This window comes from Lysinibacillus sp. BPa_S21, assembly GCF_023337795.1.
Taxonomy (GTDB): domain Bacteria; phylum Bacillota; class Bacilli; order Bacillales_A; family Planococcaceae; genus Lysinibacillus.
In genome coordinates this window covers 209,504-235,573 of sequence record NZ_JALIRS010000001.1, presented here as the reverse complement: position 1 = coordinate 235,573, position 26,070 = coordinate 209,504, and the positions used below count along the sequence as shown (strand labels likewise).

The 26,070-nt window shown below is 39.0% G+C and carries 21 protein-coding genes; 8 read left to right on the top strand and 13 right to left on the bottom strand.

The window, feature by feature from the left end; genetic code table 11:
- Nucleotides 1-10: 10 nt before the first annotated feature.
- From MOK21_RS01120 to MOK21_RS01105, 4 genes are all read right to left on the bottom strand, one after another.
- Nucleotides 11-805 (bottom strand): M55 family metallopeptidase, encoded by a 795-nt coding sequence (locus MOK21_RS01120; RefSeq protein WP_249072011.1) that lies wholly within the window; start codon nucleotides 803-805, stop codon nucleotides 11-13.
- Nucleotides 802-1,548 (bottom strand): M15 family metallopeptidase, encoded by a 747-nt coding sequence (locus tag MOK21_RS01115; RefSeq protein WP_249072010.1) that lies wholly within the window; start codon nucleotides 1,546-1,548, stop codon nucleotides 802-804. Before MOK21_RS01115 ends, MOK21_RS01120 begins: the two co-directional genes overlap by 4 nt.
- Before the next feature lie 450 nt (nucleotides 1,549-1,998).
- Nucleotides 1,999-3,306, bottom strand: a complete 1,308-nt coding sequence (locus MOK21_RS01110; RefSeq protein ID WP_249072007.1) for a glycosyltransferase family 2 protein — start codon at nucleotides 3,304-3,306, stop codon at nucleotides 1,999-2,001.
- 12 nt (nucleotides 3,307-3,318) lie between these two features.
- Entirely contained in the window at nucleotides 3,319-4,440 is a 1,122-nt protein-coding gene (locus tag MOK21_RS01105) for an FkbM family methyltransferase (RefSeq protein ID WP_249072006.1), read from the bottom strand.
- 786 nt (nucleotides 4,441-5,226) lie between these two features.
- Between MOK21_RS01105 and rfbF the strand changes: the two genes are divergently transcribed.
- The 6 genes from rfbF (at nucleotide 5,227) to MOK21_RS01075 (ending at nucleotide 13,207) form a co-directional block, all read left to right on the top strand.
- The gene (gene rfbF, locus MOK21_RS01100) at nucleotides 5,227-6,009 is read left to right on the top strand and encodes a glucose-1-phosphate cytidylyltransferase (RefSeq protein ID WP_249072003.1); all 783 of its coding nucleotides are present in this window, start codon (nucleotides 5,227-5,229) and stop codon (nucleotides 6,007-6,009) included.
- 829 nt (nucleotides 6,010-6,838) lie between these two features.
- Nucleotides 6,839-8,077 (top strand): UDP-glucose dehydrogenase family protein, encoded by a 1,239-nt coding sequence (locus MOK21_RS01095; RefSeq protein ID WP_249072001.1) that lies wholly within the window; start codon nucleotides 6,839-6,841, stop codon nucleotides 8,075-8,077.
- Nucleotides 8,078-8,134: 57 nt separating this feature from the next.
- A complete protein-coding gene (locus MOK21_RS01090; protein ID WP_249072000.1) occupies nucleotides 8,135-9,217 on the top strand; it encodes an NAD-dependent epimerase/dehydratase family protein in 1,083 nt (360 codons plus the stop codon).
- Between the two features lie 20 nt (nucleotides 9,218-9,237).
- Complete coding sequence (locus MOK21_RS01085) at nucleotides 9,238-10,581, top strand: glycosyltransferase family 2 protein (RefSeq protein WP_249071998.1); 1,344 nt, start codon at nucleotides 9,238-9,240, stop codon at nucleotides 10,579-10,581.
- A 17-nt stretch (nucleotides 10,582-10,598) separates the two neighbouring features.
- Nucleotides 10,599-11,471 carry a glycosyltransferase family 2 protein gene (locus MOK21_RS01080; protein ID WP_249071995.1) on the top strand — a complete coding sequence of 291 codons (873 nt, stop codon included), beginning with the start codon at nucleotides 10,599-10,601 and terminating at the stop codon, nucleotides 11,469-11,471.
- A 206-nt stretch (nucleotides 11,472-11,677) separates the two neighbouring features.
- The gene (locus tag MOK21_RS01075; protein WP_249071993.1) at nucleotides 11,678-13,207 is read left to right on the top strand and encodes a glycosyltransferase family 2 protein; all 1,530 of its coding nucleotides are present in this window, start codon (nucleotides 11,678-11,680) and stop codon (nucleotides 13,205-13,207) included.
- Between the two features lie 735 nt (nucleotides 13,208-13,942).
- Here the strand turns inward: MOK21_RS01075 and MOK21_RS01070 are convergent.
- From MOK21_RS01070 to MOK21_RS01060, 3 genes are all read right to left on the bottom strand, one after another.
- A complete protein-coding gene (locus MOK21_RS01070; RefSeq protein ID WP_249071991.1) occupies nucleotides 13,943-14,989 on the bottom strand; it encodes a DmpA family aminopeptidase in 1,047 nt (348 codons plus the stop codon).
- Between the two features lies 1 nt (nucleotide 14,990).
- Nucleotides 14,991-15,689: an aspartate/glutamate racemase family protein gene (locus tag MOK21_RS01065; RefSeq protein WP_249071989.1), complete on the bottom strand. Its 699-nt coding sequence runs from the start codon at nucleotides 15,687-15,689 to the stop codon at nucleotides 14,991-14,993.
- An 81-nt stretch (nucleotides 15,690-15,770) separates the two neighbouring features.
- Complete coding sequence (locus tag MOK21_RS01060) at nucleotides 15,771-16,055, bottom strand: hypothetical protein (protein ID WP_249071988.1); 285 nt, start codon at nucleotides 16,053-16,055, stop codon at nucleotides 15,771-15,773.
- 247 nt (nucleotides 16,056-16,302) lie between these two features.
- On the opposite strand from MOK21_RS01060, the gene MOK21_RS01055 reads away from it, so the two are divergent.
- A complete protein-coding gene (locus MOK21_RS01055) occupies nucleotides 16,303-17,700 on the top strand; it encodes an alanine/glycine:cation symporter family protein (RefSeq protein WP_249071986.1) in 1,398 nt (465 codons plus the stop codon).
- A 50-nt stretch (nucleotides 17,701-17,750) separates the two neighbouring features.
- Here the strand turns inward: MOK21_RS01055 and MOK21_RS01050 are convergent, their stop codons facing one another.
- Nucleotides 17,751-19,712: a methyl-accepting chemotaxis protein gene (locus tag MOK21_RS01050; protein ID WP_249071984.1), complete on the bottom strand. Its 1,962-nt coding sequence runs from the start codon at nucleotides 19,710-19,712 to the stop codon at nucleotides 17,751-17,753.
- Between the two features lie 46 nt (nucleotides 19,713-19,758).
- Here MOK21_RS01050 and MOK21_RS01045 point away from each other — a divergent pair, with 46 nt between their 5' ends.
- Nucleotides 19,759-20,028, top strand: coding sequence for a transposase (locus MOK21_RS01045; RefSeq protein ID WP_308221855.1), 270 nt, complete (start codon nucleotides 19,759-19,761; stop codon nucleotides 20,026-20,028).
- 292 nt (nucleotides 20,029-20,320) lie between these two features.
- Here MOK21_RS01045 and MOK21_RS01040 read toward each other — a convergent pair whose 3' ends face one another.
- From MOK21_RS01040 to MOK21_RS01020, 5 genes are all read right to left on the bottom strand, one after another.
- A complete protein-coding gene (locus MOK21_RS01040) occupies nucleotides 20,321-22,282 on the bottom strand; it encodes a methyl-accepting chemotaxis protein (RefSeq protein ID WP_249071979.1) in 1,962 nt (653 codons plus the stop codon).
- 267 nt (nucleotides 22,283-22,549) lie between these two features.
- Nucleotides 22,550-24,229 carry a methyl-accepting chemotaxis protein gene (locus MOK21_RS01035; protein WP_249071978.1) on the bottom strand — a complete coding sequence of 560 codons (1,680 nt, stop codon included), beginning with the start codon at nucleotides 24,227-24,229 and terminating at the stop codon, nucleotides 22,550-22,552.
- 259 nt (nucleotides 24,230-24,488) lie between these two features.
- The gene (locus MOK21_RS01030) at nucleotides 24,489-25,025 is read right to left on the bottom strand and encodes a DUF1572 family protein (protein WP_249071976.1); all 537 of its coding nucleotides are present in this window, start codon (nucleotides 25,023-25,025) and stop codon (nucleotides 24,489-24,491) included.
- A 181-nt stretch (nucleotides 25,026-25,206) separates the two neighbouring features.
- Nucleotides 25,207-25,815 (bottom strand): SCO family protein, encoded by a 609-nt coding sequence (locus tag MOK21_RS01025; RefSeq protein ID WP_249071974.1) that lies wholly within the window; start codon nucleotides 25,813-25,815, stop codon nucleotides 25,207-25,209.
- Nucleotides 25,816-25,916: 101 nt separating this feature from the next.
- Nucleotides 25,917-26,039 (bottom strand): YvrJ family protein, encoded by a 123-nt coding sequence (locus MOK21_RS01020; RefSeq protein WP_082337366.1) that lies wholly within the window; start codon nucleotides 26,037-26,039, stop codon nucleotides 25,917-25,919.
- Nucleotides 26,040-26,070: the final 31 nt, after the last annotated feature.

Sequence of the window (26,070 nt, the reverse complement as noted above, 5' to 3'; positions counted from 1 at the left end):
TTTACACTACTTATGTTAAGAACTGTAATATTCGAAGCACCTCATAAAAATCATCCGTTACGAATTCCACAGTATTATGTGGTTTAAACGTCGCATTCGGATAAAAAGAATTTCGATATGCTCGTGTATGATCCCGATAAATGATTTCCACTTCAAAGCGCTCAGGTAATGTCACTTGTAAATCTTCACGTGACACCTTCATCGAATCCTCGACAAGTCGTTTCGTTTCTTGAATCGTCAGCTGTGGACTTACACTAATGGTCGCATTTCCGATTCCTTCTTTTGTGGCAAATGTGATGATATTCTCATTGACCGATTGAATGTCCTCTGTTAACCCCACATCTCCACTGACAAACGAAACCGGAACACCATGTAAAGCAGCCGCGTACGTATTAATTAAAAATTCACTCGCGTACTCTCCATTAATTTTCACATCCGCAAAAACACAAAGCGTATGGGCTAAAGGATTACGCGCACTTCCTCCTTTACTGTGATAGCCAATAAAAATCGCTCTATCAAAACTATTATCAAGTCCCGCAACCATGCACATCGGGTCATACGTCCAACCACGAATGACCTTGCAATTGACCGGTAAATTAGAAATATCAAGATTACGTGCGGAATCATGAGCATCCTTCAATAAAATTTCTGTCGCTCCTCCAAGAATAGCCCCCTCTATAGCGGCTTCTACTTCCTTTGTCATTTGCTTTTGGAAAAACTGATAATCTGGCGAGTTTAGCTCCGTCTCACTCCAAGCGGTTGTGCCAGTAATCCCTTCAATATCTGCACTAATATAGACCTTCATAGAAATCGAAACTCCTTTACTTCATTGTTTTTTATCTTACCTTCCACAGCTCCATAGGTAGCTTCTTGTGCACCTACACGTCTTGCCCATGAAACATTATTAAAATCGTAATGCCACCATTCCTCTGCATAATTCGTAAACCCAGCTATCGTCATACAGTTATATAAAAGACGTCGATGCTCACATGCCTCCCTATTTTCCTCTGGATGCTGTTCAAAATAGCGTGTCGCAGATTTTTCACTTATTTCATCAAAGCCGGTACCAAGATCTAATGCATGACCGTTTACATCACCTAGTGTCATATCAATCGCTCCACCTGTTAAATGTGGTGCAAGATGAGCATGATCAATGCTTGGAAACGCAACATACTTGCGCGTTTCTTTGTCAATCTCTTGTTCGGTAAAATGAGGGAATCGTTGCTTCATTTGTATTGAAAAATGACTAAACAAGTACTGCTGCACCTGAAATGGTCTATAGCCATCATATAAAATAAAGCTATAATTATTAGGCAACAACAATAGTGCTTGTGTGAGTCGCTCATATGCACCCTCACGTAAATAAATTGCGCGTAAACTATTAGGAATTTTTTGCCGATAATAAATGGGCTCAATAAATATTCTAGGGTGATCTTCTCTGATTTGAATGAATGGCTCCCCATTTTCACGAACGGCTGGCGTTGACTCCTTCATCGAACGATTGTCTGGTTCAATGGGTTGAAAAACGGCGTACTGTATTGTCCACACCCCATTTCTAGGTTTCCGAAAAATATTTTTAGATAATTCAGTTTTTTAAGTGAATGTTAGCATACCTTAAAATCATTGACTAGATAAAAAAGGTAACATGACAAAATAACAGCTATTCTCTTCCGTTTAAACAAAATCAGTCAATTGTATTCCCCAAAAGTCGAAAAACCATGTTTTTTCACTTATTTAGGAATTTTATTCAAAGCTGCACTAGAAGATTACTAAATAAAACAAAAAACGACGAAAGGAATAAAAAAAAACCTCCATTTTGAATAAACATTGCTCAAAATGGAGGTTAATTGTGACTGAAATTGAATTACCATCAGCCAATTTCCAACTAAATAATATTTTTTTATTATTTCACGCACTAAAATGATGATGTATCATTTACAGAGGAACGGATATGACATTGTATCATTAAGGCTAAACTAATAGTAATGTATGGTGACCCTAATAGATTCTGCTGGCAAATTGGAAATCACGAAGCCCCAGCTCCCTCAGTTGCTTCTTTATCAACTGTGCAATATGCTCGCTCTGTACTGTAACGATTACGAATATACCGTCCCGGAATTCTGGCGACATTCGTTCTAGTGTACTAGGCAAACTTACAGGAAGTCCATTGATGACACAGCCGACTTTTTGCTCGCTGTTATCCAAAAAACCTTTTACATTGTACCCCGCGTTCTGCAAGATTCTAGCTGTGCCTTCGCCGCTATATCCTGTAGGAAATACATAAATCATCTCTTTGTCCTCTTGACCGTACAACAATTCCAATGTCGTTTCTACAACCAGTGTACGGTACATACATAATCCGGTAAAAGGGCCATACACATCGATCAATTCAAATAAATAATAATTCCACGGCAATTTTCCGACCAGTGAAAAAATGTCCATATTCTTTTCAATGATGTCAGCTAATTCATGTAACTCCCTTCTACAAAAGGTATCGCAACGCGTTGCGAATAAGCCAAGTAGAAAGTCAACACGCGAATAAATGAGATCGCGCCGGGCATCTTCATAATTCTTTTCATGAAGAAACCTCAGTAAATGCAAAGTTACGATGAGATGAGACTTGCTGTTTAAATATTCTTTCGTTGCCGTTACCGATCCGCTTGCTCTCGGTCGATAACAATAAAAAGGCTCATGCAGCAAAGCGAATGTATTGGCACAACATATTACTTTCGGAAACCATTCCTCATCCTCCGAATGGCATCCTTCGGGAAACGTAATGCGGTTAGCCAATAATAATTCTCTTTTTACAATCAATTTCCAAGAGGTGCATAACAGGTTAGGCAAACTGAGAAGGTATTCTGCCATTGAACTTGAACAACACCATTTAAAAACGTCTGGATCGGGAGTGACGTCGTTCGTAATGTACGCCCCTTTTTCCGGTACACAAACAAACCGCCCCATAAGCACATCAGGACTAGAACACTGTAATAAATCTTTGATTTGTAAAAATATCCCATGCACATAATAATCGTCGCTATCACAAAAATGGACATAGTTGCCTGTTGCTATCCGTAAACCTGCATTCCGCGCCCCCGCAGGAAGGCTATTCACATCCAGGTGAATTGTTTTGATATGTTGGTAACGTGCTGCATAGGCATCACAGATACGGCCACTATGATCCGTTGATGCATTATCGACTAATATAACTTCATAATCGATATCAACCTGATTTAAGATGCTTTGAAGGCATTCGTCCAAATACGATTCAACATTATATACAGGGATGATAACACTTAGAATCGGCATATATCCCTCTCCTTATGTGACAGCATAACATACAGTTTCACAAAATCCATCGCTGTAATGCCTCATAAATAGTTTATATTCTGGTACTAGCTGCTTTAAATACAAAGGTATTTGTACGATATCCAACGGTTTATGATACACGCATATAGCAAGTTTTGGTTTATATTCTCTTATTGTCCGCTCTGCCCCCTTGAGCGCTTCTAACTCTGCACCTTCTATGTCCATTTTGATAAACGTAACGGGCTCCCCCTTGAGCGCTTCATCAACAGATATAACGGGAATCTCAATATTCCCGTTGGCGCTTAACCCGCTGGCTACACTCCCCTGTGCATTGAAGAGGAGCTGGTCTTTTTGACTCCACAGGCCGCACGGTATAAGCTCAATATTTTCCAATTGTGCAAACTTGTCAAGAAACTGTTTATGTTTAAGTTCCTCCGGTTCAAAAGCATAGATTCGCTTATACTTTCCTCCCGTTTGCTCAAGAAATATTTCTAGGGTGTCGCCGGTAAAAGCCCCTCCGTCAACAAAAACTTCTTCCTCAGACAATGCGATTATATCGGATTCGAAATACTGAGGAGCCTCGCTTTTCAAAGGAATCAGATGTTCGCGGTTCCCAGTAATACAATAATTGATTCGTTCATAAAAAACATGCTTGGACTGTTCATCTGCAAGCATGTTGTAAACGGTGTTAAAATCAGTGCTATTCATACTCACTACCGCAAAGTAATTCCGGAATATTAAATAAAAAGCAATGTCTGATGCGACAATATGTTCAATCAGGTTGTGGTGCAATTCATTTTCTTTTAATTGAACAGATATTTCTTCACTGTATTGATATGATGTAATAAGAATAAAACTATCACTATACTTTGTCTTTAGATCATCAAAGCTTATGACAGGAACCCCCTCTATTTGAGTTCCCCGCTTTCTTGAATCATTATCGCAAAAGAGAAGCCTGTCGGTTATATGACGAGCCCTGAAATATTTCAGGTATTCAACCCCGATCTCGCCAGCACCAAATAAAACAATAGAAATACTTTCGGATTTTTTTAGAAGTTCAGCGCATTTATCGATAATCAGCTCTAAGTAATTAGGTTTATTTTTAAGCAAATCCAACGAAATTTCGTTTACCATTCACATCTCCAATTCCCCTTCGATAATATCCAGTTTATTCAAATCAAAAAGAAAATATTCTAAAAGCGCTTAGTCCAACTAGGGTTCGTTGTTGTTTCTGCCACGTTTCATCGACTACCGTATTCTTCAAGTACCGCTGGAAATTTGGAGGCTTAATTCCTCTTCGTTTATTTGTATCAGAACCAAACGCTGTACCATTAAACATCGCAATAATTTCATTGAACAAGATCATCGACATGTAATACATCGATTTTTGGAGTAAGCAAGGGTTCAAACTATTCGTCATTGTTTCATGTACGAAAAAAGGATTGAAACGATTCATACCTTATATAAACAAAGCTAAAATCTGAGCTCAGATTTTAGCTTGTCGACATACGACGAATTGCACATTATATTCTAAATCGTATAAATTTTCATAAAGATAATTTAAGGATATTTAAACTTTCCACCAGAACCTCATACCAGCATATTTATCGACATATTGTATTTAATATCGGAAAAAGAGGAGGTAATCAGATAATCTGTATACTTTAAAACTCTCCCTTTTCTAATATAGCTTTTCTATGAGATATGGCATTATTCGACAGACAATAAGTGGCATGGTCACCACTCAAACCTGTCCCCCGTATCATTCCAAAAATAAAAACAAGTCGCAATTTTTTGTGTTCCTCAGGACTTATGACCACATTCAAACTTTTGGAGTTTTCATTGTCATGCATTTAAAGAGGAGCTAAAACACTGATTAGCTTTCGGTCTTTTAGATCCAAGGCTGGAATGGAGGTTTGTATGAAAGTAGTAATTCTCGCGGGAGGCTTTGGTACTCGCATAAGTGAAGAAACGCATTTACGACCTAAGCCAATGATAGAGATCGGCGACGCACCGATTATATGGCATATTATGAAGATTTACTCTCATTACGGCTTCAACGAATTCATAGTATGTTGCGGCTACAAGGGATATATGATAAAAGAATACTTCGCCAATTATTATATACATCGTAGCGATATGACATTTGACTTTACAGCTGAGAACAAGATGATTGTACATGCAAACGATGTGGAGCCATGGAAAGTCACCGTTGTCGATACGGGGTTGCACACACAGACCGGTGGACGTATTAAGCGCATTGCGCCCTATATTGGCAATGAGCGATTTATGATGACTTACGGTGACGGAGTCAGTGACATTGATTTAACAAAACTGGTACAAATGCATGAAAACTCAGGAAAGACAGCCACATTATCCGCGATTCAACCAGCTGGGCGGTTTGGCATTCTCAATATCAATGATCGTGACGGTACAATAACTGGCTTTCATGAAAAAGCGCAAGAAGAAGGTGCTTGGGTAAACGCAGGGTTCATGGTGATGGAACCCGAAGTCTTTGATTATATTGATGGAGATTCAACGATTTTTGAGCGTGGCCCGCTTGAGCGCTTGAGCGCGGATGGCAAGCTCGGTGTATATAAGCATAACAAATTCTGGTCCTGCATGGATACGGCTCGGGATAAAGGGGCACTCGAAGCTGATTGGGCAAGTGGCAATGCGAAGTGGAAAGTATGGATGGATTAAATCATGCAATCTTTTCGGTGATCGTGCTGAGATAGTCTAAACCATCAGAGGATACCGTATATATGATGATGAACTGGATGATAAAGATAACTATAGCAAAGCGGCTATCCACCAATCAGAATGTCACACTGGTACCAACGGAAACGAATTACTTTTTACTCATCATGCAACAAACTGTGCGGAATCGTCACTTATTTATAGCGTAACTAGCATAAAGAATACTACGGTCTGGTAGTTCACTTGATTATCAGTGCATTGCCACCTTTCAATCAATTATGCCTCGGCATAATTGCGTCCGGAATCGTCTTTGTGTTTAGGCCTACGTGATGTAGGTCAGTTAGCCGTTATCTCATGGATGCGATGACTTTAGGCTAACATCCTATTTCAGAACTCCTTTCCGATTCCATGACATCCGCCGGAGGCTTTACACGAGGTTGGTCACTCAATCGTTGCCACAGGACTTGGCGTTCTTAGACTAAGTTCCTTTATTTCAGCGGGCGTTTGAACACCCGCTGAAAAATAGCTTAAATTCGCATTCATCTACCACCTATTGAGGTGGGAGACTTCTGTACTTGTCGCTATGCTTTCGGTACAAAAAAACATTTGCTGAAAGAAGTTAAAATGGATATTGAAGACGCTACATGGTTCCACAGAAACAATCAAGCAAGGCAAACCAAAACTTACAATTTACATATACCATAATCTAGAAGAGGTTTCTGAATTACCGAGGACCATACTCGGTAATTAGAATGATTATAACTTTGTGCACTGTGAACATGAGAATGGCTATTTTGACACCCTATTGTATGCGGGATAGGAGGAGAAGAAAATGCGTATTGCCGTATTTGGACTTGGATTTGTCGGGCTGACCACTGCGCTCGGTTTTGCGGACAAAGGTTTTTCTGTGTACGGATATGACATTAACAAAGAGCACTGTGCAGTGATATCCGGCGGAAAAGTCCCTTTTTTCGAGCCAGGATTGGACGACGCGCTTGCGCGAAATCTCGGAAAAGCATTCACCTTAGTGGACAGTGCAATTGAAGCGGCGTATAAGAGCGACATCTGTTTTTTCTGTGTTGGAACGCCGAGTCTACCTAACGGTAGCGCGAATTTGGAATATTTGCTATTTGCAATTGACAGAGTTCTTGAAACAGTCTCCCAAGCCTGTGTGCTTGTCGTAAAATCCACGATTCCACCGGGAACGCTTAGCGAACGAGTTACGCCGCATGTCCGTGCGAAGGGAGCAAACAATCCGATTGTGGTAAACCCGGAGTTTTTGCGCGAGGGTCGGTGCTGGGATGATTTTATGAACGCTGACAGAATTGTCTGCGGTGTGAAAGATGATACAGCAAAGAGTGTGCTTGCGGAGCTCTATATGCCGTTTGGCGCGCCGCTTCATTTTGTAGAGCCTAACACGGCTGAGTTTATTAAATATCTATCAAACTCCTTGCTTGCAACACTAATCAGCTACTCGAATGAGATGGCTCTACTCGCAGATGCAGTTGGCGGTATCGAAACGGCAAGGGCGTTTCGCATTCTGTATGAGGACAGCCGGTTTGCTGGCGCAGAAATTAGCAACTACATCTATCCCGGCTGTGGTTACGGTGGGTATTGCCTGCCAAAAGACACAGCTGCCCTTGACGCTATCGCACTAAGCCGGGGATTCACGCCGCGAATACTGGAAGGTGTAATTTCTCTTAATAACGAAATGCCAGACCTGACTGCTCGAAAAATTGCCCGTGCGACAGGCAAAAAAACTGAGAAAATCGGTATACTCGGTCTATCGTTCAAACCAGGCTCTGATGACGTCCGCGACAGCCCAGCGGTGAAGATCATCAGAACATTGATACGCGACGGTTATGTTAATATCTATACCTATGACCCACTTGCCATGCGGAAATTTCAAAGCACGTACAGACTTCCCATTACTTATTGTGAGTCAGCGTACGAGGTGTGCGAAACTTGCGGCACGGTCGCACTTGTGACCGCTTGGGATGAATTTAAAGGAATTGATAAGACCTTTTCGGATACACACTTCGTCGATTGCAGATATTTCTTAGAAAATTAAGCGTTAATTGGACTGGAGTGGCAAAACATTTGGTATAGATAAGGAATGGTGAACAATATGTCGGATAACAGAATTCTACTTGAGGACTTGCAGCGCATCATGGATGGATTAACAGAGTACGAGCGCAGCACTTTGAAAGGAAGGAAAATATTAATAACGGGCTTTGCTGGCTCCCTTGGATTTATGCTGGTACAGTTTTTTGCCCAATTTGGGCAGATACTTGGTGTAAAACGCATATACGCGCTTGATAATTATATTTTCGGAAAGCCCAAGTGGGTCCACGCAATAGAAAGCCATCCCCTGTTTACGGTGCGCGAGGGCGATGTCATTCAGGAGGATTTTTCGTTTGCCGGCGACGCGGACCTTATTTTTCATATGGCGTCACTGGCGTCTCCCGTTTACTACAGAATGCATCCAATCGAAACGATGGACGCCGACGTTGTTGGGCTGCGGCGCCTGCTTAACTTTTACAGCGGCAGAGGTATTTTCAATTTGTTGTTTTACTCTACCAGCGAGGTTTATGGCGATCCTGATCCCAAAATGGTGCCAACGCCAGAAAGCTATTGGGGCAACGTTAACAGCTCCGGACCGCGCTCCTGCTATGATGAATCAAAACGGTATGCCGAAACGCTCTGTTATAATTTTCATTATCAGAAAGCCTTTCCAGTGACGGTGTTACGGCCGTTCAATAGCTTCGGACCGGGACTACATACAAATGATAAACGCGCCCCGGCGGATTTTGCGATGAATATTTTGCAGAATGAACCGATTGTCTTGTACAGCAACGGTAAAGCGACTCGTACTTTCTGTTATTCTTCGGATACGACGCTCGCGTCGCTAAAATGCGCGTTGTACGCGCGATACGACACCTTCAATATCGGTAACGACAAGGAAGAAATGACGATTCTAGAATTAGCGGAGATATACCGTTCCGTTGGGAATTCCATCTTCGGATATAATGGGAGCATCTTATTTAGTGAGCATACAGACAAACATTACAATACAGACAGCCCACAACGCCGCTGCCCGGATTTGAGCAAAATAAAAACAGTACTGGCTTACACGCCGTCCGTAGATACGCGTACGGGAATAGAACGGTATTTGAGGTATTTAGAGATAAACGGTCATAATGGAAAATGAATCATTAAAGAGGTGTAACTATGCAAATGTCTGGGCAGAGACCGCTTGTAAGCTTTATCGTAAGTGTATACAATCTAGAGCGTTATATTGGTGCGTGTTTGGACAGTATCATTAATCAGCCCTTTGATGATTATGAAATCGTTTTGGTTAATAACAATTCTACTGACAGAAGTGATGCCATTTGCAGAGAATACGCAAAGCATAATAAACAGATACGATATTACGCGCTGACCGGTGAATCAATAATCGGCAGGGCGGTCATATACGGCACCCAAAAAGCGTTGGGGCAATATATACATTATATAGATGGCGACGATATGTTAGCTCCGGGCGCGTATGGCGAAATCGCAAATATTTTACGAAGCAGTGCTCCCGATGTGCTATTCGGGCAGTTCAGTACGGTTTTAGAGGAAAGTATCATCAATTTTACTGACAGATTTTATCAAACTGAACGTATTAACGGGCAAGATAAGGATCAAGCCCTTGAATACCTAACCGAAGTACAGCCATTTAATGTAGCAACGTGGCGACTGATTTTTTCGCGAAAATTACGGGCGAATTATAATGCGTCCATAAAACGTTTAAAGACGTCAGCAAGTATTTACCATGATGTCTACGTATCTATCCGTACTTTGCTCTCGGCGCGCTCGGTACACTATGTTGACATGTTGGTTTACTTATACCGTGTGCGTTCTTCATCAATTTCAAGGATCCCCCCGTCCAAGGCTGTTTCGGAGTGCTACAAGCTGTTGCACTCCTTGACGTTGTTGATGCGCTGTGTGGCAAAAACGGAACAAGAGCGCGGTTTTGTCCGCGTCTATATGGAGCAATTTCGTTACCAACTCATTGCTGCATTATGCACCGTAAGCAACGAACAAATAGCCGAAAGCGCCTCCGCGATAGATAGATACTTGGAGCAAAAAGATTTGAAAGATACGGACACGAGCTCGGAAGACTACGGCTGTTCTGTAATTGATACGCTGTTATCAGAGGGCACTGTGGCGGGCCTTGCCAGTTTACAAGTGCAAAACTTAAATATAATTGAGCAAATAGCCAGGAAAGTTTCAGCAAAAGAGGGACATATATATATTGCTCCGACCGGCCATATTGGTTTATATTTAAAAACTGCTTTTGAGGCAAGCAACCTTTCTTTTTCTGGTTTTTTTGACAACGATGTACAAAAAAATAGAATGTTAGCTGATGGAATTCCTGTTTACCTTCCTGCCGCTGTAAAGAAGATAGCTGGTGACAAGCCAATAACAATCCTGATTGTATCCGGATACCAAAATGTGAGGGAAGAACTCAGGACACAGTTTATCGCGCTTGGTATTGATGAAAGCGATTTGCTTTTCGTCGAATTCTAACATCTGGAGAGGTGTCTATGCCGTTTATTAGCGTTATATTGCTTACATACAACCGTGAGCAGTACCTGCCAGCTATGCTGGACTCCCTACGGAATCAGACATTTAGTGATTATGAGCTAATTCTAGTCAACAATGGTTCAACAGACGGTACAGCGGAACTCTGTACTGCTTACGCGGAAGTGGATGCGCGGGTGAAACTATTAACAATTTCGCAAAACATCGGTGCATCGTTTGGACGCAACAGCGGTCTTGCTGCTGCTACAGGCGAATATGTTATTTTTGTGGATGACGACGACCGATGCGAGCCATCGATGCTCTCGTTTCTCGCCGATCTTGCACGCGAAGAGAATGCCGACATTGCTATGTGTGGAAGCTATAACGATTTCGGGGATAGGCTGGAGCCGAACTTCATTTGCAATGTTCGGTTCGTTTTTGACAGATTACAGGGATTAAGAGAGTTATTAAACCGTCGCCTTTACAACGCCGCGCCACCACCCAAAATCTTTCGGCGCAGTTTGTGGACGGGACTGTCATTCCCGGACAATGTAATGGTGGACGATATTCACGTTATCTACAAGGTATTTGAGCGAGCGGAGCGAATAGCTGTGTGGAATATCGCGAAGTATTATTTTAGGAAGCACTCGTCCAACATGACGGCGTTTATACATAACAAGCAGATGACGCCGGAGTTGCTTGATGAGTATTTGGCGATGTATCAAACACGGGCAGAATACCTCTCCAAACGTGCACCGGAAATTGTTGAAGATATTGAAAAATCTTTGTTCGCTTTTATGCAACGTATGTGTGAGAACATCAAATCAAACCACTTTATGGGCTTTGAAAAGCAACTAGAATATATGACGAATTACCTAGCTGATAAGGGAGTGTAAAAAAATGCAGTCGCCAAAAGATATGTTTCCAAATTGATAGAACCGACGCATGCACGTTGGCAGATTCAAATTGTACACGCATTTGTGGTAACTACAAGAAGTCTCTTAATGTACAAAGAAACATTCTGTATAAACCCACATAATCTATAGGAGCTGGGGAAAAAACGTTTTATGAAAATATTTTTATTCTTAGGGGATGATGTTGCTTGAAAAAGTGTATTTTCTACACATATGCTTATAATGCAGAAAAAACGATGGCGCGCGCGATTGAAAGCGTTATTGCCCAGACTGAGCAGAATTGGGTTTGGTATTTATTAGATAATGCTTCGACAGATGGAACGGGCGAAATCATAAAACAATATGCTTCCAAAGATTCGCGAATTATTGCGCTTAGAAACAACCAGAATCATGTTCATGAAAAAGGACATAGTTGGACAGAAATCATTGAGAATTATGACGAAGGCGATTATTTCTGTTTTCTCGATGCAGACGATGAATATAAAACGAATTTCTTAACGAACATGGTACGATTTATATCAAATTACAATCTCGACGTTGCCGCTTGTGGACATGATTTTATCGATGAAACAAACAAGGATCTCATTGCTGTTCGAAGATTGGATCAAAACCTCATATTAGATACACCAGAAATGTTTAACACATATTTTTCTGATTATCATCAGTTTATGAGGACAGTATGGTGCAAACTTTACAAGGTGTCGGTTTTACGCAGGTTTGATTTTTCACGTATGCCAAGTATGCACTACGGTGCAGATACACTGTTTACAATTGAAAACTTTCGTAATGCCAGCCGTGTCGGAATCCTCGCAGACTCATTACATAAATACTATATGAATCCAAAATCTTCTTCGTATCAGTTAGACGCTACTCGTATTACTTGCGACCGTATACTTGACGATATAGCACGCGCGTTTCTGATTGATAAGTGCGGAGCCATCAGCCCGCAAAACGAACAGTTTCTTCATGTTGTCTACTATAACGGAATAAACGACACGATAGCCATTATATTTAAGGAAACCTTGACAAACTATGCAAAACTGCAAACCCTATATGATGTATTAACCCACGAAAAAACCAAGAAACTGTTCCAACAAATCGATTATCCTGATAAGGAGTTGGATTTACTGCGCACTCCCGTTGTAAACTGGCTTGTTCTTGCGCAAAAAAAAAATCGAGCCTACAACAGCGCTGAAATGACCGTTGAAATACTTATGACCATCTATCCACACTTATCTCAGTTTATAAAAAAAGAAACGATGAAGTATTTACTATTGAAAATTCCTGATATGATACCATATGTTCTACGAAAAGACTACAATAGCATTATTAAACGTTTTCAATCTTGGTATAAAACCCGTAATGTAGATGATCCTTCGTTAACAGAAATGGAAATCATCGCGTATCGTGCCGTAAATAAGCCGGATGACCAGCTACTATTGCTATTTTTAGACATCAAAAAGAAACGACCTTTGTCGTCAAAAACATTGAATATTGACTCGCAAATTGCCAATCTACTCACAAAGTATCCGTTGCTCCAAAATATCAGTGACGACTTAGTAGCTATTTTTTCAAATACGGTTCGTTGGATAATGCAGGGAGATCTAAACCGTGCGTTTGATGAATTTATCTCTACTTCACAGAACACTGAAATTCCTGACACTGAAGCTTATAACTTGTTTGGTCAAAACTTGTCAGCTGCTGTAGAAAATCTCTGAGACATATATATTTCGAAAAACCCGGATATTCTATTTGTTAGATTGCTCGCACAGTTAAGAAGTAAAAGGTAAACTTGCTAAGTTCACGCAATTATTACTGGATACGTAGGTTTTTCTAATTTAAAAAGAATAATTCTGAATCTAATGAGAAAATCGCGATAATTCCAGTGGGTGTAGTTCCTGAGGGGGTAGCAGTAAACCATATACAGATTAGTGGGGGTACCGTATTAGTACCTCTTTTTAATGCCTTCAATATCTGCCCTAATATAGACCTTCATATAAATCGAAACTACAGTGTTTTTTATCTTATCTTCAACTGCTCCATAACTAGCCTCTTGTGATTTTGATGCTGTAATGAAAACACCAGTGATGTTTGAAGAAGCTTCAGATGATAAATTTGTTAAAGTTTATAATAATCTAAAATGCCTATTATATCCGATTCAACAAAACGTCATTTTCCATTTACAAGAGAAAGAGCTACCTCATTGAAAATCTTTAAAAAATGGTTCTCATCAACAATTCATCTAACTGATAACGAGGCAAATAGAGAAGATGCGTGGTATTTGTATTTAAAAGGTGAAAGTGGTTAGATATCCTTTACATAGAGATCTTTCAAAAGATTGAAACGTTATAAAGGTAGATTTTTATATATTCGCACTCAAAAACCAGCGTATCCGAAAATTCTCGAATACGCTTTTAATTTGATAAAAACCACAATCAAGTTAAACAAAGCAGTCATAAAAATGTATACGCTTCAACTTTATGTCCATTACGACCAATTGTTGTCTTTGCCTGTGATAGTGAATTTAAAATGGCTTCCTCAGTTGCTTCTGCAGCTGCAGCGAATAATTGATTCATGATAGGATGTTCCTCTCGTAGATGTGTACGTGTTTCAACAAGCTGATCTGATTTATGAGCGATATGGTGGGCTGTCGTAAAGCCAATGACAATGTCTCCGCTGCCATGTGAAAAATGACTACCTGTACGTCCTAGGCCGACACCACAGCGTTTAATGACACGTTTCAGTTGACGACTACTGAGCGGAGCGTCTGTGGCAAGTACGATAATAATGGAGCCATCTGTCGGAGATAATGTCGATTCTTTTTGTGCGTTTGCAGTAAAATATTGATGTGCTAAAAACTCTGAGCTTTGCCCGAAATTACTAAGGACCATACAGCCTATCGTATAGTTCGATGACTCATGTGTTACGATTCGAGAAGATGAGCCAATCCCACCTTTGTAGCCGAAGCACATCATCCCTTTTCCAGCACCCACTGCTCCCTCATCTACCGTTTCATTTGACGCCTTGCGAATCGCCTCTACAGCATGCTCAGGTGTGATTGGACATTCTCGAATGGAATTTAAAAAACTATCATTACATTCCCCAACAACGATATTGATAGTTCCTGTCGAATGCCCTATTTCACTATTAGCATCTAGCATATATTGCAGCGTTCCCTGAGCTACAGCTGGAACACCAAAAGTATTCGTTAGCATAATTGGTGATTCAATAACCCCAAGCTCATTTATTTGCACGAGCCCTGTCGTTTTACCAAAGCCATTAATAACATAACTTGCAGCAGTAACCTTTTGCTGAAATAAATTTCCTCCATGGGGTAAAATAGCGGTTACTCCTGTACATGCATAAGCGCCGTCTCGATTAATTTTCTCATCGAGCGTCACATGCCCTACACATACGCCAGCTACATCCGTAATGCAATTTTTCTCACCTGTTGCTAACGTACCAATTACAACCCCCATTTCACGTACTTTACTAGGCATATTACTCCCCCTTCTGAATAGCCAACTTTACAGCAGCCTGTGCATGGAGAATTGTTGTATCAAAAACAGGGATATTAACATCTTCCTGTTTAATAAGTAATCCAATCTCTGTGCAGCCTAATATAATTCCTTGTGCTCCTGATTGCACAAGGTTTCTAATCACCTGTAAAAAATAGTCCTTCGACGTTTGTTCAATTCGACCCAAGCATAATTCTTCATAAATGATACGATTGACCTCAGCACGATCCTCCGCATGCGGAACAAGCACTTCAATGCCAAATCCCTCTACTCTAGCTCGGTAGAAATCTTGCTCCATCGTGTACTTTGTCCCAAGAAGAGCAACTTTCTGTAATCTCGCTTCTTCTATTTGATTGGCTGTTGCATCCGCTATATGTAAAATTGGAATTACGACTTTCGCAGCAATGAAATCGATTACCTTGTGCATTGTATTTGTACAAATAATTATAAAATCAGCCCCCGCACGCTCTAAACATTGCGCTGCTTCTGAAAGCACTTGACCTGCCTTCTCCCACGCTCCCTCAGCTTGATAATGTTCAATTTCCTGAAAATCTACACTATACAAAATACATTTTGCTGAATGTAAACCACCTAATTGTTGCTTTACTTCTTCATTCATAAGACGGTAATACTCAGCAGAAGACTCCCAGCTCATACCACCAATCATGCCAATAGTTTTCACGAAAACCCCTCCTTTTATTTTATTATTATACTAAAATCTTCAGATAAATAAGGGAATTTTCAAAAAAATAAACTTAACATTTTAAAAACCTTGTTCTTCCATTTCTTCGGCTTTTCTTTTCAAAAATAGTAAGTATCTAATTAATAAGATAGGGATAGAGGAAGCAACAAGATTTATACCGATAAAAAACAAACTTGCCTCCTTAAAATCAATGCATATGGAATACACAAAGCCAATTAAACCACAAATGAGCAATACTACTATAGAAGGAAACCTAGGACATATAAACGTGATCATTCCTGCAAATATCATCATTACCATAACCATTACAAGAAAATGCCAATACAAAAGAACGTAAAATCCCATACAAAACCTCCTGTTCAATTCATTTTTCTTTGTTAATCTTACTCGATAAAATTTCGACATATTCCTGTATGGAGTATAACAAGCATCTAGTATCTCCTTTACTGCACCGGCCTTCGAACAAGATATTTCAACTATTGTAAAAATATTTCAACAAAATTTTATTTCTATAATTCAGTATTTTCTAAAAGTGGATATATTGCAAAAAAACAGTGTAGACTAAAACGTATTGAGATTGGAGGTAAGCAAGATGGAATGGATTTCGAATATTGTAAATGATGCTAATAATGTTTTATGGACATATATCCTCATTACACTGTTATTAGTTGCGGGATTGTATTTTTCATTTGGCACAAAGTTTGTGCAAATTCGACTTTTCCCTGAAATGTTTCGTTTAATAGTGGAAAAAAGAGAAGGAGAGTCAGGTGTTTCTCCGTTCCAAGCCTTCACGATTAGTGCAGCCTCACGTGTAGGTACTGGGAATATAACAGGCGTTGCTCTAGCTATCGGAGTAGGTGGACCTGGAGCAGTATTTTGGATGTGGATTATCGCCATCTTAGGAATGGCGACTGCCTTTATTGAAAGTACGCTTGCACAAGTGTACAAAGTAAAGGATGGCGATACATTCCGTGGTGGACCAGCCTATTATATGGAAAAAGCGTTAGGTCAACGTAAATTAGGGGTCATTTTTGGTATCCTTTTAACGTTGTGCTTCGGCTTTATATTTAATGCAGTTCAATCGAATACGATTGCAACTTCTGTAGGTGAGGCATTTCATATTAAGCCTTCTATCATTGGTATTATGCTCGTTGTGTTAACGGCCATGATTATTTTTGGTGGCGTACATAGAATTGTAAAAGTTACGCAAGTACTTGTACCCGTGATGGCAGTTTTCTATTTAGCAGTAGCCCTTTTTGTTGTTGTAACAAATCTGTCTGAAATACCTGCCGTTTTCAAGCTGATTTTCACAGAAGCGTTCGGTCTTCGTGAAGCAGCTGGTGGAGCGATTGGAATCGCTATTATGCAAGGCGTACGTCGTGGATTGTTTTCAAATGAAGCCGGTATGGGTAGTGTTCCTAATGCCGCAGCTACAGCAAATACTTCACATCCTGCGAAGCAAGGACTTGTGCAAAGCTTAGGTGTATTTTTTGATACAATTATGATTTGTTCTGCGACAGCGTTTATTATTATTTTAGCAGGTCTATATAATACTGGTGAAAGTAATGGAATTATTCTTACACAAAATTCCTTAGCTGTACATGTAGGTAGCTGGGCTCCTTACTTTATCGCCATTGCTATTATTTTCTTCGCCTTTAGTTCGATCGTTGGAAACTACTATTACGGTGAATCTAATATTGAGTTTATGAATGCTCATAAAGGTTGGATGTTTGGCTACCGTATTATAGTTCTTGCAATGGTGATGTTTGGTTCTCTTGCGCAAGTAGAGCTTGTGTGGAACTTAGCAGATCTCTTCATGGGATTAATGGCTTTAATCAATATTACAGTCATCCTGTTACTTGGTAAAATTGCCTTCCGTGTTTTAGACGACTTTACTATGCAACGGAAAACTGGCAAAAATCCTGTGTTTTATGCAAAATCAATCCCAACATTGAAAAATACAGAATGCTGGGAAGAAGAAGATCGATAATTAGCCAAAAACGCCATTCCTTCATTGGAATGGCGTTTTTGGCTATTCTTTTAATATTTAAATTGACTAATTAGCTGTTTTAGCTCATCTGCCATATGCGCAAGCGCTTGTGCAGAAGCATTAATCTCTTCCATTGAAGCTAATTGTTCCTCTGTAGATGCTGCAACGTCCTCTGAAGCAGCTGCATTTCCTCGTGCGGAGAATGCCAAATCCTCCGTAACAGCTGTTACCTCTTGTACACTTGCTGACATTTGTTCAGAGGCAGAAGATACCTCTTCCATTTTTGGGGTAATTTTATCCATGCTTGTTTTAATCACTTGGAATTTCGTGATAGCTTCATCCGATACTTGTAGTCCATTTTCAACATCCTCTGTCACTTTTGCCATAATGTTTACAGATTGTTCTGTTTCTAATTGAATACCATGAATGAGCTCGAAAATTTGCTGTGCAGATTCCTGCGATTGCTCCGCCAATTTTCTTACTTCATCAGCAACAACTGCAAAGCCTTTTCCGTGCTCCCCTGCTCTTGCTGCCTCGATTGCTGCATTGAGAGCAAGTAAATTCGTTTGATCTGCAATACTTGTAATCACATCTAAAATGGATGTAATTTGCTTAGAACGCTCATGTAGTGTTTGAATTTTCGTGTTTGAATCGGTCACCGATACATGAATAGACTGCATTTGATCTTTTGTATTTTGAACTGCCTGTCCACCTTCATCTGCTTGTAGCGTTGCATGCTGTGAAAGATCCGTCACAGTAGAAGAGATTTCCGCGATATGAAGAATGGCCTTCGAAAGCTCCTGTAATGATTCTGCATTTTTGTTAGCACTCGTCGTTTGCGTGTCAGCACTCGTCGCAACATCTTGTATCGAAATAGCCACTTTTTCAGTAGCAATGCTCGTTTGGTTAGCATTGGCTGTTAGCTCTTCTGCAGACGAAGCTACCTCTTCGGCATTTTGTTCAATTTTTTGAATTAGAGTTCTTAAACTGTCTTGCATATCGTTAAAGGCTTGTCCAAGCTGTCCAATCTCGTCATGAGATGTGATTGTCACTGTCTCTGTTAAATCGCCTTTACTAATCGTGACTGCACTATCCTTTAGTAATCTAATCGGTTTTATAATTGCCTTTATAACAAAAAAGAAAACAATCGAACTGATTACAATCGCAGCAATTAGGACGAGAAACGTTTTTTTCAAAATAGGTGATGCTGATTCGTCAATTTCTTTGGTGAAAATTGTCCCTGTGATTTTCCAATTTGTTAATTCATTTGTTGTATAGAACATTATACGGTCTTCACCGTCAAAGACATATTCAAACGTTCCCGATTTGTTGTCGTATATTTTGTCGAGGAAACTTTCTTTTAATTCGCCACCTGCTTCTAAAGTTGGATGCGAAATGACCAAATTATTGTCACCAAAAATAGAAGGATATCCATTTTTTCCGATTTTTATAGAATCCGAAATTTTTTGAAGGTCTGTTAATTTTAAATCAATTGCCACTACCCCAGATTGATCTTTTAACTGACGAGCAACTGTTACGACCATTTCTCCAGTACCTGCATCTATGTAAGGATTCGTAATTAAAGTCTCGCCGTTTAATGCCTTAGCCCTTTTATACCAATCTCTTTCCAAAGGATTATAATCCGCACTATTTATTTTTGGTTCTTGAATGAAAGTTCCGTCATTTGTTCCAATATAAATACTTAAAACATCTGGACTCAGCTTCATATATTCTTGAAAATTTGGTAGTATTGTGGTTTCCTTCTGTTCGTACTTAGAAGAATCTATTTCCTTGCTAAATGAAGTAATTTCGTTTATTTTTGCGCTAATGGAACTATCAATTAGCGTATTCAAAATTTTAACACTTTCATCCGCACTAAAAAGTATTTCTTCTTTTATCGAATTTTTAGCCGAAAGATACGATAAGCTCCCTACTGAAATAACTGGGATTAGTAAGATAAGAGCAAATAACATGTAGAGCTTACCCTTAAAGCTTCTAAATAATTTTTTCATGTAACAGTTCTCCTTTTATCTTCAAAATTCTTATGATCGATGAAATATCGCCCAAGGCTTTTATCGGAAGAAATACTTAAATTCAAACCCCTTTTTTCATTTTTTTGATTTAACTAGGCTTCATCATAAGCTTTCAGAAGAAAAAAATGGTATCATCTATCGACAACGAAAAATCAATGTGGAATCTATTTTTGGATTCTTAAAGAAAAATATTCCTTTTATTCGATTTCCTTTCCGTAGTAAAAATAAGGTTGAAAACGAAGTAGGTTCTGTTTTGACGCCATTAAATCTTCGTAAATACACTACCATTATTTAAAAAGGTAAAGAAAATAGAATGACTTGGTCAGAGAAATCGTGCTATTTCGATTTCTCTTTTTCTATCAATTAGTTATGTCCCAGTCTCGTTTATTAATGTTGATTGAGTACTTCAAAGATTTATCGAAACAAAATCCTGTTTTATCCGAAAAACAACCTCTTTCTATTAACAACGTTTTACCGAGGAGCCATTCTTTATTTAAAATGAAATCTTACTCTCATTGAAACAATAGTTTTTAAACAATTTGAAATGCCACCCCTCAAAGGAGGAATGGCATTTTTTCGTATGTCTATTAATATTTAAATTGACTAATTAGCTGTTTTAGTTCATCTGCCATATGCGCAAGCGCTTGTGCAGAAGCATTAATTTCTTCCATTGAAGCTAATTGTTCCTCTGTAGATGCTGCAACGTCCTCTGAAGCAGCTGCATTTCCTCTTGCAGAGAATGCCAAATCCTCCGTAACAGCTGTTACCTCTTGTACACTTGCTGACATCTGTTCAGATGCAGAAGAGACCTCTTCCATTTTAGGAGTAATTTTATCCATGCTTGTCTTAATCACTTGGAATTTAGTGATAGCTTCATCCGATACTTGTAGTCCATTTTCAACATCCTCTGTCACTTTTGCCATAATGTTTACAGATTGTTCTGTTTCTAATTGAATACCATGAATGAGCTCGAAAATTTGCTGTGCAGATTCCTGCGATTGCTCCGCCAATTTTCTTACCTCATCAGCAACAACTGCAAAGCCTTTTCCGTGCTCCCCTGCTCTTGCTGCCTCGATTGCTGCATTGAGAGCAAGTAAATTCGTTTGATCTGCAATACTTGTAATCACATCTAAAATGGATGTAATTTGCTTAGAGCGCTCATGTAGTGTTTGAATTTTCGTGTTTGAATCGGTCACCGATACATGAATAGACTGCATTTGATCTTTTGTATTTTGAACTGCCTGTCCACCTTCATCTGCTTGTAGCGTTGCATGCTGCGAAAGATCCGTCACAGTAGAAGAGATCTCTGCAATATGAAGAATGGCCTTCGAAAGCTCCTGTAAAGATTCTGCATTTTTGTTAGCACTCGTCGTTTGCGTGTCAGCACTCGTCGCAACATCTTGTATCGAAATAGCCACTTTTTCAGTAGCAATGCTCGTTTGGTTAGCATTGGCTGTTAGCTCTTCTGCAGACGAAGCTACCTCTTCGGCATTTTGTTCAATTTTTTGAATTAGAGTTCTTAAACTGTCTTGCATATCGTTAAAGGCTTGTCCAAGCTGTCCAATCTCGTCATGAGATGTGATTGTCACTGTCTCTGTTAAATCGCCTTTACTAATCGTGACTGCACTATCCTTGAGCAATTTAATCGGTTTTATGATGCCCTTCAGAACAAAATAGAAAACAACCGTACTGATAACAATCGCACTAATTAACACGAGTATCGTTTGATATAAAATAGGAGATGCTGACTCGTTAATTTCCTTTGTAAAAATCGTGCCGGTAATTTTCCAATTCGTCAGCTCATTCGTTGTAAAGAACATAATACGGTCATCACCGTCAAAGACATATTCAAAAGTTCCCGATTTGCTGTCGTACATTTTGTCGATAAAGCTTTCATTTATTTCGCTACCCGGTTCTATAGTTGGGTGTGAAATAACCATTTTATCTTCACCAAAAATAGAAGGATATCCTTTTTTTCCGATACTAATAGAGTCCGAAACTTTTTGAAGGTTTGTCAATTTTAAATCAATTGCTACTACCCCAGATTGATCTTTAACCTGACGAGCAATTGTAACGACCATATCCCCTGTCGCTATATCCTTATACGGCTCTGTTATTAGCGTTTCTCCCTTCAAAGCCGTAGCTTCTTTATACCAATCTCTATCCAGAGGATTGTAATCAGCACTATTTGATGATGGCTCTACAAATACTGCTCCATCACTTGTTCCAAGATAAATGCTTAGAACTTCTGGATGCAACTTTATATATTGTTGAAATTTTGTTCGAACTGCAGATCCCTGCTGTTCATACATCGTAGAATTTATATCCTCACTAAACACACTAATGTCCTTTGTTTTTGCACTGATCGTATTATCAATTAACGAGTTTAAAATTTTTACACTTTCATCCGCACTAAATAGTATTTCGTCTTTTATCGAATCTTTTGCCGAAATGTACGATAAGCTTCCGACAGAAATAACTGGGATTAGTAAGATAAGAGCAAATAATGTATAGAGCTTCCCCTTAAAGTTTCCAAATAATCGTTTCATGTAATAGCTCTCCTTTTAACTTTACAAGCGTATATTTTGTGGCTTCCTTTAAAAGGAAACCGTCCCTGTTCACACATTTCCCTTCTTGGATCGATTAAATTTTCTCCTTAAGTTTTATCGGACGAAATACTAAAATTCAAACCCCCTTTTTCATTTTTTTGATTTTCCTAGCATAAATTCTTCGATTCTTGCACTTTTTCATTAAGTAGTTAAGCATAAAACCCCTATGTATCATACTTTAACTATGATGCATAGGGGCTCTTGTTGTTAATATTTAAATGTCTGAATTGATTCTTGTAGGTCTATCGCCATTTTCGCCAAATGCGTAGAGGCTGCAGCTACTTCTTCCATCGCTGCATTTTGTTCCTCAGCGGATGCCGCGACACTTTGAACATTGCTACTCGATTTCATCGACACTTCGCTAATGTAGTCGATTTCTTTTACAAGTTTTTCGATATCTTGATGGATCGTTCGAATGGCTGCTGTAACTGATTGTGCTTGTGCCTGCACGTCATTAATGGCATTGTCAATTTGTATGAAATTATCTCTTGCCACATTAACTTTTTCACGACCGGCTTTTACTGAATCATTACTGTTGATCATGTCTTCCTCGATAATTCTTGTATCCTCAGTAATTTGCCCTACGACTTTTTCAATATCTACTGCTGCTAAATTTGATTCATCTGCTAGCTTTCGTACCTCTTCTGCCACTACTGCAAAGCCCTTGCCATGCTCACCACTGCGTGCAGCTTCTATAGAGGCGTTGATAGCCAATAGATTTGTTTGAGTCGCAATATTTTTAATAACATTGACTGCTGAGACAATTGCTGCTGTATTTTCATCTAAGTCTTTAACACGAGTACTTAGTTCTGCTGTATTATCCGCAATTTCATTCATCTGTTCAATGACATTTCGAACAGATGAACGTCCTATGCTAGCCATATTTTTAGTTTCTACCGTTGCATCGTTTACATGATCAATACTCGTTGATATGTCATCCATTTTTTTCAAAATGTGTGAGGATAAGTTTCGTACATCACCTGTCAATGTATCCTGTTCCTCAATACCGTGGGCAATATCTTGGATCGATTCTGAGACAACTTCTGTTGCCTGTGTCACTTCCATACTACTCGCTGTAAGCTGCTCGGAAGTAGCTGCTACCTGCTCAGATGAATTAGCTACATGCTTCATAGTATGTCTAAGCTTTTCTGACATCGAATTAAAGGAAGCAGCCAGCTGTGCAAACTCATCCTTTGTTTTAAATTGCAGGTGTGTTTGTAAATTACCATTTGAGAATTTGTCCATCTCTACTACAGTTTGTTGAATATTTTTCGCTACTCTTCGCCCAAAAACTGTCGCAATAATAATGCTTATAAGCAAGGAAACTATTGCTAGTACAGCAATTTCTTTGCCACTTCTGTCGCCTTTTTGCTTTGTAGCCTCTATACGAGCTTGCATTTCGTCCTGCTGAGCCGTTGCCATCGTTTTCCCAAACTCAACGAGCTTGAGAGAACCTTTCCCTAAAATTGGTAATGCTAACTGCTGTGCTTGCTGTTTATCACCACTTTGAAAAAGCGGTACAATTTGATCATCTATAGGTTTTTCCCATTCCTCTAACTGCTTTAAAAATTGTTCAAAATCTGCATTTTTATGTCCGAGTTCTTCAATACGAAGAATGGATTTATGTAAGGTATCTCGTATTTCAAGATGATTGTCGAGCATATCTTTTTTCCCATATAACATATACCCTCGAATGGCTGCGTTTGCCCGAACCGTTTGGAAGGAAATATCATTATATAAATTGATTAATTCCGTGTTTTTTTCGATTTCCGCAAGTGTCTGTTTATTGTCATTTAAATAATACATTGCAATACTAGTGATTAGTAATAGAAATAAAAATACTATACCAAAAGCAAATTGCAGTTTTCGTTCTACCGTTAATCTCATACGACTCCCTCTATTCTACTATTTACATTATCTCTCTTGAGTATAGCCTAAATATATCTATCATCCTATAAGGAGTGCGCCTTTTATCATAAATTAACACTAAAATTTTACAAAAAATAAAACAAGTCTCTAAATGCCTTGACTTCTCCAACTTTTAAAAAGTTTTTATCAGCATTCAAAATGTCTTCGTCAGTAACTGGTACAGAAATGCCCAACACACCAAAAAAAGCCATCACACACTAGTGAGACGGCCCCATTTCTATCTTTGATGTTTTTTTAACATAGACTCTGTAAATGCTTGAGATTGCCCTTTTGGCACACTTAATGTTTGCCACTCAGAGCCCTTTACTTGCTTAGCAATGTAAACGATTTGACCGACATGTTGTGAATAATGAACCATTTGCCTTTCGATAGCATCTATAACAGAATGCTGTTCTCCCCTTATCGTTACAACCCTTTGTAAATCTACTTCCGTTAATCCTTGTAAAGCGTCTAAACATACTTGCCAGCCCTGTTCCCATACTGTAATGACCTCTTCTATAGTTTGTAGGCTATCCGTAAATTCATCATCACGATTTCTCGTTGCTTTCTCACCATCTGTCGTTAAAAAATCAGTCCATCTCGAGATCATATTACCAGCAACGTGTTTTACTATAACGGCAATGCTATTGGATTCCTCATTAAAAGCCCAATGTAGTTGTTCGTTATTTAATTGACAGAGAGTTTTATCGCCTAATTCTTTCATACTTTTAAACCTTTTTAGAATAACATTTAAATAAGTCTGCTCAATGCTCATTTATAAACGCCCCCGGATATTATTAAACTAAATATATGCAGTTTTTTAAACTTAGAGAATACATTGTGGATTGATTTTTATTCAATCGTCTATTTAAATGATGCTAAAATTATAAAAGATTAAATTTCGTCCATAAAAAAAAACCGTCTCTTCGTTAATCGAGACGGTTTCCTTTCATCCATTATAAATTTTCATCAATATATGTTTCTATATCTGATACAATTGTGTCAATTGGCACATCATCCGCATTCTTTGCAAATCCTGAATACATTTTTACGATTACGCCATCTTTATCAACTAAGAAAAATTGATTTCCGTGTATTACTTGGTCGGTATTAGGATCATCTTTTACTAATATTTTCGTTGATTTAACTGCAAACTGCTCGATATACTTTTGTGAATATCCAGTAAGAAGATTCCATTTCGATTTATCCGGAACATTATATTTACCCAAATAATCAGCTAATACTTGTGGCTTATCCACATCAGGATCAATTGAAAACGCAACAATATTATAATTCTCTACACCTTTTTTCTTTAGCTTTTCCTGAACTTGCGTCATATTAAAGGTCATTGGTGGGCAAATTGATCTACAATTTGTGAAAATATACATACCAATCCACGGTTTTCCTTTTAAGCTGTCTAAAGAAACTTTATCCCCGCGTTGATTAACATGTTCAAAATCTGGTAATTCCAAGCTATAATCTGCTTTAAATTTTGTATTTCCACACGCACTGAGCACTGCTGCTAATGCAAAAAGTAGAACAAGCCCAATTATTTTATTTTTCATCTTTAACACGCTCCCCACTACTACCCCCATCCTATCGTACGATGTCACTATTGACAAGGACACTCAAGTGACATCTTTCGTACATCTTTGTGAAATCGATTTCACTTTAAGGAAACAAGTGCATCATGAATTGCATCTAATTTAACTTCTACTCGGTGCAGTAAATAAAACGACACTAAAATAGGAAAACCGATATCCGATATCATGTTTAACCACTGTTCCATATTATCCCCTCCTTCGCAAGATAAACTATTA

Bases quoted from the DNA above. Each gene is read 5' to 3' on its own strand.
- MOK21_RS01025 (WP_249071974.1), bottom strand. From the start codon at position 25,815: ATGAAAAATAAAATAATTGGGCTTGTTCTACTTTTTGCATTAGCAGCA.
- MOK21_RS01120 (WP_249072011.1), bottom strand. From the start codon at position 805: ATGAAGGTCTATATTAGTGCAGATATTGAAGGGATTACTGGCACAACC.
- MOK21_RS01040 (WP_249071979.1), bottom strand. From the start codon at position 22,282: ATGAAACGATTATTTGGAAACTTTAAGGGGAAGCTCTATACATTATTT.
- MOK21_RS01085 (WP_249071998.1), top strand. From the start codon at position 9,238: ATGCAAATGTCTGGGCAGAGACCGCTTGTAAGCTTTATCGTAAGTGTA.
- MOK21_RS01070 (WP_249071991.1), bottom strand. From the start codon at position 14,989: ATGCCTAGTAAAGTACGTGAAATGGGGGTTGTAATTGGTACGTTAGCA.
- MOK21_RS01060 (WP_249071988.1), bottom strand. From the start codon at position 16,055: ATGGGATTTTACGTTCTTTTGTATTGGCATTTTCTTGTAATGGTTATG.
- MOK21_RS01110 (WP_249072007.1), bottom strand. From the start codon at position 3,306: ATGCCGATTCTAAGTGTTATCATCCCTGTATATAATGTTGAATCGTAT.
- MOK21_RS01035 (WP_249071978.1), bottom strand. From the start codon at position 24,229: ATGAGATTAACGGTAGAACGAAAACTGCAATTTGCTTTTGGTATAGTA.
- MOK21_RS01080 (WP_249071995.1), top strand. From the start codon at position 10,599: ATGCCGTTTATTAGCGTTATATTGCTTACATACAACCGTGAGCAGTAC.
- MOK21_RS01030 (WP_249071976.1), bottom strand. From the start codon at position 25,025: ATGAGCATTGAGCAGACTTATTTAAATGTTATTCTAAAAAGGTTTAAA.
- MOK21_RS01105 (WP_249072006.1), bottom strand. From the start codon at position 4,440: ATGGTAAACGAAATTTCGTTGGATTTGCTTAAAAATAAACCTAATTAC.
- MOK21_RS01020 (WP_082337366.1), bottom strand. From the start codon at position 26,039: ATGGAACAGTGGTTAAACATGATATCGGATATCGGTTTTCCTATTTTA.
- rfbF (WP_249072003.1), top strand. From the start codon at position 5,227: ATGAAAGTAGTAATTCTCGCGGGAGGCTTTGGTACTCGCATAAGTGAA.
- MOK21_RS01050 (WP_249071984.1), bottom strand. From the start codon at position 19,712: ATGAAAAAATTATTTAGAAGCTTTAAGGGTAAGCTCTACATGTTATTT.
- MOK21_RS01090 (WP_249072000.1), top strand. From the start codon at position 8,135: ATGTCGGATAACAGAATTCTACTTGAGGACTTGCAGCGCATCATGGAT.
- MOK21_RS01095 (WP_249072001.1), top strand. From the start codon at position 6,839: ATGCGTATTGCCGTATTTGGACTTGGATTTGTCGGGCTGACCACTGCG.
- MOK21_RS01055 (WP_249071986.1), top strand. From the start codon at position 16,303: ATGGAATGGATTTCGAATATTGTAAATGATGCTAATAATGTTTTATGG.